This is a genomic window from Bacillus sp. FSL R5-0593, assembly GCF_038603755.1.
Lineage (GTDB): Bacteria > Bacillota > Bacilli > Bacillales > Bacillaceae > Bacillus > Bacillus velezensis.
Genome location: NZ_CP152011.1, coordinates 297945 through 311441, shown reverse-complemented (window position 1 = coordinate 311441; position 13497 = coordinate 297945). Strand labels below are relative to the sequence as shown.

Below are 13497 nucleotides of genomic sequence, written 5' to 3'. Positions count from 1 at the left end.
CGTTCTTTTTTTCATTATGCGTAGTTGTTCATTTGCAGCCTTTTTTGCACGCCGACAAGCCTGCTGAAAAAATAAGATGCCGCTTTGTAGTTCTCCCGTTGATGAAAGAAATGAGCCGCGTCCTGAAGCAGTTCCTCTGTGTCAGCCAACAGCTCTTTTGATTCCAGAATGTCAAAATACTCTTTGAGCGAATCCTGTCCGCCTTCCCCCTGATAAAGCTCTTTAATCAGACGGAATTTCGTCATATAGATCTCATCTTCCCACTCCGCCGCGCTTCTCATGCCCCGCGCGCAGCTGGCGGCGGCTTCACTGTATTTTTCCGTTTTAAAGTAGATATGCGTGAGTGAAAAAACAGCCTGGATGACCTGCCGGAAGCTGTGTGCTTCAAATCCGGCAGCCGCCCGTTCAAAATCCTCCGCCGCCTTGCAAAAATCACCCAGACTGTACATACAGTGCCCGATATTATAATAGGCCGCAGCAATCATATATTGATCATCAAGCCGCTCCGCGTGTTCCAAGGCGCATTTGAGGTATTCCAGCGCTTTTTTATGCTGCTGGGCGTCCATCAGATTTCCGGCAATGATAAATTTGCACTGCACCCTTCTCATTCCGTATAATTCATATTTCTTGTAAATATCAAGCGCCTGCCCCGCGTAATTCATCGAAAAGAAAGTCTGCTTGATATGATAGTACACCTCAGAAATTTTATACAGAAACTCGGCTTTCTCTATGTCATCTTCCACATATTCAAGCTTTTCCTCAGCCCGCTTATAATGAGAAATCGCTGAGATGAAGTTTTTCTGCTTAAATTCATACATTCCCCTGAAATAGTAAAAATAATATTCCAGTAAGCCGGTCAGCTTTTGCTGGTTCATCTCAATCTCAGTGAGCATTTCAGAGAACGGAGGCTGGCAGTCGCCGTCTTTCATGGGTTTTAATTTATCCAGCATGATGCGGTGCCGAAATTCCATCAATGAAAAATACAACAATAAATCCTGGTTCTCTTCCATATCTTCGAGTTCATATTGAATCTCCCGCTTCAGCGCTTCAGCTTGATCGGCTTCAAACGCGCGGATCAGCTTATACCATTCATTCATCTTTACGGCCACTTCTTCAGATGGAATCTTGGATTTCATAGATTTGCCTCCTTCCTCCGGCTACTAATTATGTTATATTTTATCATAGCAAATTTATGGCAGTGAGCAAACAAAGATTTTAATCAATTAAAGAAAGAGAGAATTCACCATGAAACGACCATTCAGAATTGCGCTGCTTTTGATCCTCTTCTTTTCCGCAGACCTATGTTTTTCCTATGTGCAGAAAGAATTGAGGCCGCAGACGGCATTACAAGACAGAGCCATTCCAAGCGCTCTTCATCCGCTCGTGAAACAGAATGCGGAGCTATTGCAGACGGCCGCTCTGAAAAAAGGCATCACCGTCGTTATCACAGAGGGTTTCAGATCAATTGAGGAACAAAACGAATTGTACCGTCAAGGACGTTCAAAAAAAGGAAATATCGTCACCTACGCAAAAGGCGGGGAATCTTACCACAATTACGGCCTTGCGATCGACTTCGCCCTGCAAAAAAAGGATGGAAGCCTAATTTGGGATATGACGTACGACGGAAACCGAAACGGCACGCCCGATTGGCTTGAGGTCGTATCGATTGCCAAAACGCTCGGTTTTGATTGGGGAGGCGATTGGAGAGGCTTTAAAGATTATCCTCATTTACAAATGATCCCTGGCTAATAAAACCTTTTCTTTTTTCGCTTTTGCGCATCAATGTACGGAGGATAGACAGGCCTGTACACAAGCTTATATCCTTCATTGCCGGACGGCGTAAAATCGCGCTGCCACTCCAGCCGCAGATGGAAATCGGATAAAAAAGCGGCCTTTGCTTCTTCGGGAGTAACGGCCGGGACCGGATTGATCTTCTCCAGCTGCTCCGGGTCAATGTCAGGCGCCATGTAAGCTTCCACAAGCCCCGTTACGGGACTGACAAGTATTCTCGCAGCGCCGAACCGCAGCGGAATATCCTGATGCCATATGGAAAAATGGAAGCGGAACCTGCCCCTTCCGTCCGTTTTCACCGGGTTCATTTTAAAAAACTCGTCCGCTCTCGGATAAAGTTTGTATAAAAATTGAAGCGCGACGGCCTCACACTCTTCCGCAGAATAAAAGGCCGGGCCCTGATGCTCAATAAAAGATTTAAAGGCTGTCATTTTCCCTGTCTTTTTGTCCGTTTTCATCTTCATTGTATTTTTGTTGCTGCTTTCAAAATAGCTTTCGATACTCAAATCTTTCCGTTCCGGAACCGACCCTTTCCGCCATGTCGTTCCGATCTCATCCCCGAGATCGCGCCGGCGCGTCTGAACCATATCCGAGGTAAACCCCATTAATTCATCCAGGCTGATTTCCCGTTTATGTTCAAACGCGGGAAGCGGTTTTGCCGGCTCATTCCTGTCTTCGCAAAGCTGCTGATCCGGCACGATATCATCTTCACCGGCCGGATAGCTGTAAGCCGGCAGAATCGGTTCATAGACGAGACGCGGTATTTTCTCAAAATTGACCACATCATAGACGAGACTGAATGTCAGCACACTCATGTAATGCGAGACGACTTTTTCCCGATCGACGAATGTTTCCGGGACGGGCGCTTCACCCTTATCCCCGTAATAGATAAACTGCACGACGAAGCCGCTCCTGGTTACATCAACGAAAAAACCTGAATCGGGAAGCGGCCGGCCGAGCACTTTTTTTGTATAGATAAATCGGATGCACCCATTGCGTTCTTCCCTCGCCTGAAAGATGAAATTCATAAAAGTAAGCGGGCGGTGTCTCGCCGCAAACCGAAGAGCCGTCAGCTTTAATTCGGCGTCTGACAGCTTCATGTCTGAACCCGGGCAGTCGTTGCGTGAATAGGTAAGCAAAGATCCGTCGTCGCCCAGCTCAATCGTGACCGTTTTATCCGGATGGTTACGATCTTTCCATATATAATAGGCTCTCATTTTTTGTTTTTCATCATAATCTTCTATTTCAAGCTCATAGTGCGGCGGTATGTTCCCGATATCCAGCGCTTTTTTTCTTAGATGTTCTTTCAGCAATGGGGTCATCCTTTCAGAAGAGTGTATAAAAAAGAACTGTTTTTTATTATATAAAAACGTCCTTATCCTTTTAAAGGGAAGAAAGTGCCTTTTATGTGTCTATTTTTAGCAAAGAGGGAAAAGAGCCGTATTCTGAGCGGCACTTTTTCATACAAATGTCACATTCCCCGTGAAAGCCCCGGGACGGACGCCCATGACCTTCAGCCTATTAAACTCGTGATCGCTTCTCCCGTATGAGCCTCAATAAACCGCGGGAAAACCGGCTTGTATACGAGCCTGTACACTTTTCCGCAGCTGCCGTCATCGTAACAATGGTCCCAAGCGAGCTCTGCTTTGATGGCCCGGCGGATCGCGTCCTTCGCCTCTTCCATTGTCAATGAAGGAACGGGATCGATTTCCTGAAGCTCTTTCGGATCAATTTCCGGCGGCATATAAAAAGTGACAAGACCCGTCTTTTTGCTGACACAGATTCTTCCCTCTCCGAATCGCAAATCAACGCCGCCCGAACAAGCCTTATATGTAAGTCCCACGTTTTCTCCTTCATCATCCGGTTCATCATATTGAACCCGGAAATACTGATCCGCTTCCGGAAACATGGCGAATAAAAAGCGGATGGCCATGTGATGGCATTCTTCCTCGGAAAACACCGATTCACCTTCAACTTTTATAAATGACATCACCCCGGTGAGCCGGCCCGATTCTTTATCATATCTTGTTTTCAATACGTGTTCATTCCGTTCTTTAAACAGACTTTCAAAGCTTTTATCTTCCCGCACGGATTTTGTTTTTTCAGGACGCCAGGCAATGCCGATACAGCCCTCTCCAAGATCGCTTTCCCTCTCTTTATAAAAACCGTCGTGCAGCCCGATCATGTCATTGATGCTCATCTTTTCCGCTTCAGGTGCAGGGCGTGAAATCGGGACATACGGCCGCGTGCCGTCTTCCAGCTCTTCATATTCGTCTAATTCTGCATTCTCTTCCTTCAGGTCGGCCGATATCGGCCGCGTCGGAGACACGATTTCATAGACGAGATGGGGCTTGTCATCCCCCTGCACATAGACGGACTGATGCAGGACGGTGAACAACAGCTCTGCTTCAATATGTTTGACAAAGTGAGCCAATGCTTCCCGCTTGTCCGCAATTGTCTCCGGTCTTAACAGATCATCGGCCTTCCCATGGTAAGAAAAGCCGGTTACTTCCCCTGTCACAGCCAGGTCGATGTAAAACCCGGTCAGCGGAAGCGGCAGACCGTCAGCCATCTGAACATAGGAATATCTCACATCGCCATCATTTGCGGGTCCGTTTTTTTCCGGTTCAAACTCAGCCAATGCCCCCGGACGATGGGTTTCTAAAAACGCCCGCATCCGTTCTTCTATGTCCGATTCCGAAAGAGCCGGCAGATCAGTCTGGAAAGCCGGACGGGATAAGTATTTCAGTTTTCCTTCCCGGTCTAATTCGACCATGATGCCGGCTTGCGGATCATTCTTATCTTCCCACCAAAACAGAACCTCATCTTCCTGGTATTCTTCCACATTACTCTCGTAGCGGGCAGGTACGTTTCCGATTCGGAGAGCCAGCTGTTTCAATTCTTCTTTATTCATCATAACACTTCCTTTTCTTCCAAAAAGATTGATGATTACCAAGACTCTTTTATACAAAACTAGTATAATTAACCTGTCTGTCTTCATGACTATCGAATTAATCATTAACAACAGGGGGTAAACCAGATGTCCATCAAAAAAATGAGCGCCGTGTTTTTCATTCTGCTTCTCACGGCATTTACCGCCGCATGCAGCAGCGAAACGAGCGGCGGCCAGGAAAGCAGCACGGCGAAAGTGAAAATAAAAGAGACGGCATGGGCCGCTTCAGACGATACTGAACATCCGGCCGCGCTGAAAGTAACGGTCACCGTCAAAAATACGGGCAAAGACCCGCTTACCGTCAAAAGCAGCGACTTCTCACTTTATCAGGATGACGCGAAAACAGCCAAGGCCGATAAGGAAGACTTGATGCAGAGCGGCACGCTTCATGCCGGTAAGACAGTGACGGGCAATCTGTACTTCACGGCTGACGAAGGCAAATCCTATGAATTGGTATATCAGCCGCAGGCAAAAGACGCGAAGCCTTTATCTTATAAACTGAAAGTCAAAGGCACAGCCTCCAACGCAAAACCTGACCCGGCGGACGCATTATCCGCATACATTGATGTGATGCTGTACGGCAAGCACAATAAAGATTTCACCCGCCTGACCGGTGTAAATGAAAAAATGACGGCCGCCGCATATCAGGAATCGGCGAAAGCCAGCTTTATCGCTTCTGCAGGCATTTCACAAGAACAGGCGGATTCAAAAGCCATTTCCGCTATTATTGACGCCATGTCATCAGCGCTTCGGGATAACACAGAGCTCAAGGTGCATACCAAATCCATGTCAGGCAAAAAAGCCGTCCTTGAAGCAAAAGTGACGCCGCTTGATATGTCTCCGCTTGCGGGCCAGCTGCAAGACCGCGTGCAAGACTATGCCGGAAAGCACCCTGATGCTGATGAAAACGAAATTGTCAGCCACCTGCTTTCTGTCTATCCGGAAGAGTTTATGCGCCTGAAACCGGCTTCTTCTTCTGTTACAAGAGAAATTGAGATGAAGAAAAACGCCCGCGGCCAGTGGTATCTGGATACAGACGCCGATCTGGAAGGATTGACAGAAGCGTTTTTGAAAACGTCCTGACAACAAGAAAGGAAATAGCGCAGGCTATTTCCTTTTTTTATTTTCACTTAAAGATGTCACTGATATATTGAACCTCATCCTCGGTTAACTGCACATGAAGCGCGTCCAGATTGTGTTTCAGCTGGTCGGGGCGTTTGGCTCCGGGAATGATCGCATCCACCGCCGGCTGCGACAGAAGCCATGCGAGTGCGATATGCGCTGTCTGCGCCCCTTTTTCCTCCGCAACGGCCCGAAGCTTATCCACTCGCTCCAGATTTTGGTGAAAAGCTTCTCCCTGAAACGGCGGCCTGTTCTTTCGGCTGTCCTCAAAGACTGTGTCTTTTGTAAACTTTCCCGTCAGCAAGCCGGAAGCAAGCGGAAAATAAGGAATAAAGGAAATGCCGTTCTTTTCACAATAAGGCAGCAGATCATGCTCCGCCTCACGCTGAATCAGTGAATATTCCGATTGAAAAACCTCTAAATAGCCATCGGCGTTAAACTCCTGCAATTGCCGGAAGCTGAGATTGGACGCGCCGATTGCTCTGATTTTCCCTTCGTCCTTCAGTTCTTTTAGCGTGCCCGCCACTTCGGAGAGCGGTGTTTTGCCGTCAGGGAAGTGGACGTAATACAAATCAATCACGTCTGTTTTCAGCCGCTTCAGGCTGTTTTCCGCCTCACTCCGGAGAAATTCACGGCTGTTGTCCAGCTCGATTTGTCCGTTGACTTCTTTATGCGCGCCTTTTGACGCAATCACGAGGCTGTCCCGCACGCCGCGCTCTGCGACAACTTCACCGATTAACTCTTCGGAACGCCCCAAACCGTATATAAACGCCGTATCAATAAAATTGACGCCGCCGTCCAATGCTGTGCGGATGAGTTCTTTTCCCGTTTCATCATTAAGATTCGGAAACAGATTATGTCCTCCGACCGCATTTGCGCCAAAACCGATACGCTTTACCCGTAAATCCGTCCTGCCCAGCGTACGTGTCTCATCCATGGCTCAGGCTCCCTTCTTTTTATCGCTCTGTTTAGTATTAGATAGACGGTAAGAATTATCCTGCCTGAGAGCCTATCTACAGAAAAAACCTTGAAAAGCGTTTGCCCTTCAAGGTTTTTTTGGCTGTGTATTAAGATGTCAGAGCTGCGGCGAAGCGTTCGGCTTCATCCGTGAGAGCACCCTCGATTTCCTTATAGCGGCTGGAAATCGTTGAGGCGCTGACGCCGTACTTCTTCGCCAGCTTCGCTTGAGAAACGGACGCGCCGTTCAGAGAAATGCTGTTTACGTAATATTCGACCGCCGCCGCGAAAGCTTCAGGCTTTCTGATCGTCGGTGTTTTTTTGACACAGAACGTTTTCCACAGATCAATAACGGCCGGAACCAGCTCAGCCGGGTATTCATCCCCGCTCAGGCCTTTTTCAATGGCGTCTGCCGTTTCCTTCTCCATGTCGTTGGCCCACTCTGTCTGTTTTTCTTCAGCAGCCTGCTCAGGCTCTTCCGCCGTTCCTAAAAGAGCGGCCAGCACAATGTCGAAGTTGTCCTGCATAAAGCGCTCAGGCGATTTTCCTTCCGCAAGAGCCGGGGCAGCCGCCTTTTTCACTTTGCTGATTAGAGCTTCGGTCCGCTTCACAGGGAAGATCGTAAATTGCATGAAGAACTCCGCTTTTTCCGCTTCGTGGATCGGATAGCCGAGAATCAGGCTTCCCGCCGGCGGAAGATCCTGCTGGCTGACGTCCATTTCCACTTTGAATTGTTTTTTCGTCATCACATCTTCAAAGTGAATCATTCCTTCTTTCACATCTTCAAGCACCATAACGGCAGGTGTCATGCTTTTCCATGATTCAACGATTTCCCGTGTTTTCGGGCGGTTGATGCCGCCGGCTTTTTTCTGAAGATATTCTTCAAAAATCGTCTTGCCGCCTGCCAGCGGACGGAAGAAAATTCCCCAGATGCCGAGGTTGAAGACTCCGATGTCTTTTGTCTGTCTGTCCAGCTCCGTAATGAACGCGTGCTGGTTAATAAATGATGATATGCCGTCTCTATGTGCTGTAAAGGCGTACTCCATTAGGCTTTCCTGAATCTGTTTCGCTTCTTTTGCCGCGATGTCTGCCGGAATGGCAGCTTCTTTGCTTCCGCAGCATTTTTTATATTTCTTCCCGCTGCCGCATGGGCAAGGGGCATTTCTTTTCACTTTTCCCACAATAAACCCTCCGAATTCTGATATAACTTTATTATTTTAACAAAAATAACTTCAGAGGGCTTGGTTTACGGCGAAAAAAGAATATGGAAGAAAAAAAGACCCCGGGATATTCTCATTCTCCGGGGCTTTGAAACTGTTAATTTGTATTTTGTCCGCCGCCGTTCAGACCTTCTTTAATCAGCCCGTTTACTTGGCTGTTCATCAAAAGTCCGATGTGTCCGACACCGTGAATCTGCACGTTTTTCCCGCCGATCAGCCGTGACAGCGGGTTCAGGACGATTAAGTCCGCTGAGCTGTAAATCGATGTATATAAAATCTTTTGGTTCGGATCAGTCCCCGGAAGCGCCCGGTTGGTCACAAGGCCGTTCGCTCCGCCGAGTGTGACGACGTTTGCGATTTTGTCTCCGCCGTCAAGATTTTTAATGTAATAGAGCGTGTTGGCGCCGCCCATGCTGTGCGCGACGATATCGACTTTTTTCGCACCTGTTTCGCTGAGCACTTTTTTCACGTAATTGGACAGTCTCGGTGCATTGTGTCTGTTGTTTCCGGTTTTGTCCAGAAAATCAATGGCGTACATCTCATTTCTTGACCAGCCTTGGGATGCCAAGTACGTTTTGATTCCCGCGAAGTTAAAGGACGCCCCGCCGATTCCGTGGACCATGACAACCGGGTTATGCTCTGAGGAGGCTTTCGATACGGTCGGCTGGAAGGCAAATACGGAAATGACGGAGAGCATGCAGACTGTAAGGATCGCTAGGATTTTGCTTTTGATTTGTTTCATGAACTTTCCTCCTGTTATGTAATTTTTTGCAATTTTCATTTTATTAGAGAAGAAAAGGAAAAAATAGAGTATTTTTTACTGTTTTCAACAATTGAAAAAGAGGCGGAAAAATGAGAAAGACGCCCCTTTCCCGAAAGCACACTTATACTTTAATACGGCAAACAAAAAAAGGAGAGAACACCCGGTTCTCTTCTCCTAGTACTCATTGAAATAGGTTTGAATCCGCTTAGGGTCATGCGTTTTTGTCAGCGCGAGCATCAGCAGAATCCGCGCTTTTTGAGGGTTGAGAGAGTTTGAAGCTGTCAAATGGTCTTTTTCATACTCTCGATTAGGTGTTACCGTTCCGTTTCCCGTCCTTGTGGAGCGGACGACCGCCAGCCCGCTTTTGACCGACTTTACGGCGCCTTTTTGCGCCGCATCAGACATTGAGCCGTTTCCCGGGCCTGCAAAAATAATGCCTTGCGCCCCTGATTTTACGGCAGCTTCAAAGAGATAGCTTCCGTCATTTTGATAGCCGTATATAATATCGACTTGCGGCAGTTTATCAAGTTTGTCTATCTTGAAATCTGTATCCTTCGTATGCTTTCGGGTCATGATGTTATTAAAATAGATGTCATCAGCAATTGTTCCGATATAACCCATCTCTTCCGATTTGAATGTGTCTGCCGCGGTTGTATTGGTTTTTGTCACATAGCGCGCCGAAGCGATTCTGTCATTTAATACGACAAGCGTCCCCTTACCTTTCGCATCAGGCGCAGCCGCTGTTTTTACAGCGTTATATAAGTTGGACGGCCCGTCTGCTCCGATCGCAGTGGACGGCCTCATTGACCCGGCGACAACAACGGGCTTGTCACTTTTGACCGTCAGATTGAGAAAGTAGGCGGTTTCCTCAAGTGTGTCTGTTCCATGTGTAATGACAATGCCGTCTGTATCATCAGACTTGAGCAGCTTGTTTACCCGTTTTGCAAGTTTCAGCAGTGTCTCGTTATTCATATTCTGGCTGCCGATATTCACAACCTGTTCTCCGCTCACATGCGCGACCTCTTTTATCTCCGGAACGGCCTGAATCAGGGCATCAACTCCGATTGCCCCCGCCGTGTACTCCGTAGCGGACGTCTTTGAAGGAGCAGCGCCTGCAATTGTGCCGCCGGTGGCAAGAATTTTAACATTCGGAAGTCCGTCTTTTTTCGCTGGGGCTGCGGCTGCCATCCGGGGCGGTGTTTCTTTCGCTTGAGGAGATTGGGAGCAGCCGGCCGCGATGAAGAGCAGAGCCGTGATAAATGTAATAAAGGGCATGAATTGTTTTTTCATTCTTTTCTCTCCTTTTCTTTATTTATGAAGATTTTCCTCTCACCGGTCAACGCGCTTGTCAGGCAACCTCCCGAAGAAAATAACCGTTAAAAAACCTTGACACCGTCATGTGAAATCAAGATAATAGACCAGTCACTATATTTTAAATTTGTCAAAAATCAGTAAGGTGGGAACATTATGAGCTATGGAGATTCTCGTGAAAAAATCCTCGCCGCGGCAACCAGGCTGTTTCAGCTTCAGGGATATTACGGCACGGGGCTGAATCAGATTATTAAAGAAAGCGGTGCGCCGAAAGGTTCTCTTTACTATCATTTTCCGGACGGCAAAGAGCAGCTCGCCATTGAGGCTGTCAATGAAATGAGCCATTATATCCGTATGAAAATAAAAGAAAGCCTTGATGCCCATCCTGATCCTGCGGAAAGCATTCAAGCGTTTTTACAGGACTTATCAAGCCAATTCACATGTCCGGAGAACTTTGAAGGGTTTCCTGTCGGTTTACTGGCTGCCGAGACTGCTTTAAAGAGCGAAAAGCTCCAGCAGGCCTGTCAAAGCGCTTATCAGGAATGGGAGAATCTGTTCGCGGGCAAATTGAGATCAGCCGGTTTTTCTGATGAGAAAGCGGCGGAAATCAGCACTGTTTTAAATGCCATGATAGAAGGCGGCATCATTGTGTCCTTAGCCAAAAAAGACAAAATGCCGATCCTCCATATTTCTAAACAAATCCCCAACCTGCTGAAGACATAAAATACGAGAGACATGTACGTATAGAAAGAGAGGAGAATGATTTTGGAAAACGCTCAGCCTTCCAAACAATATAAAGTCATGCCGATCATGATTTCTTTACTGACGGCAGGGTTTATCGGCATGTTCAGTGAAACGGCGCTGAATATCGCCCTGACTGACCTGATGAAGGAGTTACATATCACTCCTGCGACCGTCCAGTGGCTGACGACGGGCTATCTGCTCGTTCTCGGTATTCTTGTCCCGGTATCGGGTCTGCTTTTGCAATGGTTTACGACGAGACAGCTGTTTATCGTTTCACTCGCTTTTTCCATTATCGGCACGCTGATTGCAGCGCTTGCGCCGAGCTTTCCGTTTCTTTTGGCGGCGAGAATCGTGCAGGCTTTAGGAACCGGGCTGCTGCTGCCGCTGATGTTTAATACAATCCTCGTCATCTTTCCGCCGCATAAACGCGGAGCGGCGATGGGGACGATCGGGCTTGTCATCATGTTCGCTCCTGCGATCGGTCCGACATTTTCAGGGCTTGTGTTAGAGCATTTGAACTGGCATTGGATTTTCTGGATTTCTCTGCCGTTTCTTGTGTTGGCTCTTTTATTCGGCATCGCCTACATGCAGAACGTGTCTGACATTACAAAACCGAAAATTGACGTGCTTTCCATTATTCTGTCTACGATCGGGTTTGGCGGCATCGTATTCGGATTCAGCAATGCGGGCGAAGGATCAGACGGCTGGTCAAGCCCGACGGTTATCGGTTCGCTCACTGTCGGTGCGATCGCGCTCATCTTATTTTCCATCAGGCAGCTGACAATGAAGCAGCCGATGATGAATCTGCGCGCTTTCCGCTATCCGATGTTTGTTCTCGGTGTCGTGATTGTATTTATCTGTATGATGGTTATCTTATCAACAATGCTTCTATTGCCTATGTATTTACAAAGCGGACTGATGCTGACGGCGTTTACGTCCGGACTCATCCTGCTGCCGGGCGGTATTTTAAACGGCTTTATGTCTCCGGTGACGGGGCGCCTGTTTGACAAATACGGACCGAAGTGGCTTGTCATTCCCGGGTTTGTCATCACGGCCGCCGTACTTTGGTTTTTCTCAAACATTACCGGCACTTCAACGGCCATTCTCATCGTCGTGCTCCACACATGCCTGATGATCGGCATTTCCATGATCATGATGCCGGCGCAAACGAATGGCTTAAACCAGCTGCCGCCGGAATTTTATCCGGACGGAACGGCCATTATGAATACGCTCCAGCAGATGGCCGGCGCAATCGGCACTGCGGTGGCGGTCAGCATCATGGCTGCCGGCCAGAAGGATTATATGAGCACCGCGAAAAACCCGAATGATCCTTCCGCATACTCTCACGCGCTGATTGCGGGCGTCCAGCACGCCTTTATCTTCGCGATGATTGTCGCCGTTATCGGCTTGATCAGCGCTTTCTTTATGAAACGGGTCAAAGTGAATCACTCATAAGAAAAACAGCAGGCTCCCCGTGAGTCTGCTGTTTTTTTATATACCGCGCGCTTCAGCCAGTTCATCAATCGCATAGATCAGATCGTCAGCCGTGTTATAGAAATGAGGCGCCAGCCGGATGATTTGTCCGCTGGGTGCGCATACGATGTTTTTCCGTCTCAACAGCGCAGCCGTTTCCGCCGCTTTTTCATCCCGTATGGAAATCATGCCGGGTCTGTCATCGGCAGACGGCGGCCCTGTGAGATTCAGTCCTTTTTCAGAAGCGTATTCATACGCAAATGCACTGAGTTTTTTTACTTCTTGGTGAATGCGGTCTGTGCCGGCATCGTTTACTAGAGATAAAGCCGCCTGTGCCGCATATATGCTGATAAATGCCGGGGTTCCGGTCTCAAAGCGTTTGGCTCCGTCCGCATAAGAAAAACGGGTTAAATCCAGCATCGACGCCCGCTGCTGCCCGAACCACCCGGTGACTTTCGGCTTCAGCCGTTCGGCAAGTTCCTTTCTGACATAAAGAAACGCCGTTCCCGGTATGCCGAGCATATACTTTCTCGCACCCGCGGCCAGCATATCAACTCCCCATTCTTTTACATCAATCGGGATGTGCCCCGCCGATTGATAAGCATCGACAAAAAGAAGCGATCCCTTCTTTGCGGATATCTCGGCAATGCGCTTCATATCCTGGACAAAACCGGACGTATATGACACATGGGGCACACAGGTGAAAAGCGTCTGTTCCGATATGTACGTCTCATACCGCTCTAACGGGATCATTCCGTCTTCAGATGGCACGACTGAAAGCTCCATCTCAGTCTGTGCCTTCAAAATGTGGGCGATCGCCGGAAAATCCAATTCCGTATACACCGCCTGTTTCTTTCGGCAATCCGGCAAAGCAGAAACGACGGCAGAGACAGCAGCCGTTACTGAAGGTAAAACGGCGATTTCTTCAGGATGGGCGCCGATCAATTTCGCAAATTCACACCTTGCCTGCTCCGTTCGTCCAATGGCTTCTTCCCAGTTTCCGCCATGCTGAAGCAGGCTTTCCTGATAGTCATTGATCGCTTTTGAAACCGGCAGGGCAAGAGCGCTTTGAGAGCAGCTGGCGAGCATCGTATGTGTGCGGAGCGCCGGAAATAAAGATCGGTATTGCACCAGAGGCGAGTTCAAGACGTGTTTCCCCCTTC

The 13497-nt window shown here is 48.2% G+C and carries 12 protein-coding genes; 4 read left to right on the top strand and 8 right to left on the bottom strand.

Annotated elements, in window-relative coordinates; genetic code table 11:
* Positions 1-14: 14 nt before the first annotated feature.
* On the bottom strand, positions 15-1136 hold the full coding sequence (locus tag NYE36_RS01545; protein ID WP_061861129.1) for a Rap family tetratricopeptide repeat protein: 1122 nt from the start codon (positions 1134-1136) through the stop codon (positions 15-17).
* Between the two features lie 109 nt (positions 1137-1245).
* On the opposite strand from NYE36_RS01545, the gene NYE36_RS01540 reads away from it, so the two are divergent.
* Positions 1246-1749: a M15 family metallopeptidase gene (locus NYE36_RS01540; RefSeq protein ID WP_064115796.1), complete on the top strand. Its 504-nt coding sequence runs from the start codon at positions 1246-1248 to the stop codon at positions 1747-1749.
* Here the strand turns inward: NYE36_RS01540 and NYE36_RS01535 are convergent.
* Together NYE36_RS01535 and NYE36_RS01530 are read right to left on the bottom strand one after the other, a co-directional pair.
* Entirely contained in the window at positions 1746-3104 is a 1359-nt protein-coding gene (locus NYE36_RS01535) for a YcdB/YcdC domain-containing protein (RefSeq protein ID WP_094032898.1), read from the bottom strand. The genes NYE36_RS01540 and NYE36_RS01535 overlap by 4 nt on opposite strands.
* A 200-nt stretch (positions 3105-3304) precedes the next feature.
* The gene (locus tag NYE36_RS01530; protein WP_094032897.1) at positions 3305-4705 is read right to left on the bottom strand and encodes a YcdB/YcdC domain-containing protein; all 1401 of its coding nucleotides are present in this window, start codon (positions 4703-4705) and stop codon (positions 3305-3307) included.
* 126 nt (positions 4706-4831) lie between these two features.
* On the opposite strand from NYE36_RS01530, the gene NYE36_RS01525 reads away from it, so the two are divergent.
* Entirely contained in the window at positions 4832-5827 is a 996-nt protein-coding gene (locus tag NYE36_RS01525; protein WP_015416740.1) for a DUF5105 domain-containing protein, read from the top strand.
* A gap of 43 nt (positions 5828-5870) precedes the next feature.
* On the opposite strand, the gene NYE36_RS01520 is transcribed toward NYE36_RS01525, so the two are convergent.
* The 4 genes from NYE36_RS01520 to NYE36_RS01505 form a co-directional block, all read right to left on the bottom strand.
* The gene (locus NYE36_RS01520; protein WP_039062535.1) at positions 5871-6803 is read right to left on the bottom strand and encodes an aldo/keto reductase; all 933 of its coding nucleotides are present in this window, start codon (positions 6801-6803) and stop codon (positions 5871-5873) included.
* A 130-nt stretch (positions 6804-6933) separates the two neighbouring features.
* Positions 6934-8004 (bottom strand): helix-turn-helix domain-containing protein, encoded by a 1071-nt coding sequence (locus tag NYE36_RS01515; RefSeq protein WP_015416739.1) that lies wholly within the window; start codon positions 8002-8004, stop codon positions 6934-6936.
* Between the two features lie 136 nt (positions 8005-8140).
* Positions 8141-8785 (bottom strand): triacylglycerol lipase, encoded by a 645-nt coding sequence (locus NYE36_RS01510; RefSeq protein WP_007409033.1) that lies wholly within the window; start codon positions 8783-8785, stop codon positions 8141-8143.
* A 195-nt stretch (positions 8786-8980) separates the two neighbouring features.
* The gene (locus NYE36_RS01505) at positions 8981-10096 is read right to left on the bottom strand and encodes a type II asparaginase (RefSeq protein ID WP_011996274.1); all 1116 of its coding nucleotides are present in this window, start codon (positions 10094-10096) and stop codon (positions 8981-8983) included.
* 177 nt (positions 10097-10273) lie between these two features.
* Between NYE36_RS01505 and NYE36_RS01500 the strand changes: the two genes are divergently transcribed.
* Both NYE36_RS01500 and lmr(B) read left to right on the top strand, forming a co-directional pair.
* Positions 10274-10840, top strand: coding sequence for a TetR/AcrR family transcriptional regulator (locus tag NYE36_RS01500; RefSeq protein ID WP_007409030.1), 567 nt, complete (start codon positions 10274-10276; stop codon positions 10838-10840).
* 36 nt (positions 10841-10876) lie between these two features.
* A complete protein-coding gene (lmr(B), locus tag NYE36_RS01495) occupies positions 10877-12316 on the top strand; it encodes a lincomycin efflux MFS transporter Lmr(B) (protein WP_094032896.1) in 1440 nt (479 codons plus the stop codon).
* Between the two features lie 36 nt (positions 12317-12352).
* Here lmr(B) and NYE36_RS01490 read toward each other — a convergent pair whose 3' ends face one another.
* Complete coding sequence (locus tag NYE36_RS01490) at positions 12353-13480, bottom strand: aminotransferase class V-fold PLP-dependent enzyme (protein ID WP_094032895.1); 1128 nt, start codon at positions 13478-13480, stop codon at positions 12353-12355.
* Positions 13481-13497 lie beyond the last annotated feature (17 nt).

Coding starts and splice junctions, on each gene's coding strand:
- NYE36_RS01545 (WP_061861129.1), bottom strand. CDS start 1,136: ATGAAATCCAAGATTCCATCTGAAGAAGTGGCCGTAAAGATGAATGAA.
- NYE36_RS01540 (WP_064115796.1), top strand. CDS start 1,246: ATGAAACGACCATTCAGAATTGCGCTGCTTTTGATCCTCTTCTTTTCC.
- NYE36_RS01530 (WP_094032897.1), bottom strand. CDS start 4,705: ATGAATAAAGAAGAATTGAAACAGCTGGCTCTCCGAATCGGAAACGTA.
- NYE36_RS01525 (WP_015416740.1), top strand. CDS start 4,832: ATGTCCATCAAAAAAATGAGCGCCGTGTTTTTCATTCTGCTTCTCACG.
- NYE36_RS01520 (WP_039062535.1), bottom strand. CDS start 6,803: ATGGATGAGACACGTACGCTGGGCAGGACGGATTTACGGGTAAAGCGT.
- NYE36_RS01510 (WP_007409033.1), bottom strand. CDS start 8,785: ATGAAACAAATCAAAAGCAAAATCCTAGCGATCCTTACAGTCTGCATG.
- NYE36_RS01505 (WP_011996274.1), bottom strand. CDS start 10,096: ATGAAAAAACAATTCATGCCCTTTATTACATTTATCACGGCTCTGCTC.
- NYE36_RS01500 (WP_007409030.1), top strand. CDS start 10,274: ATGAGCTATGGAGATTCTCGTGAAAAAATCCTCGCCGCGGCAACCAGG.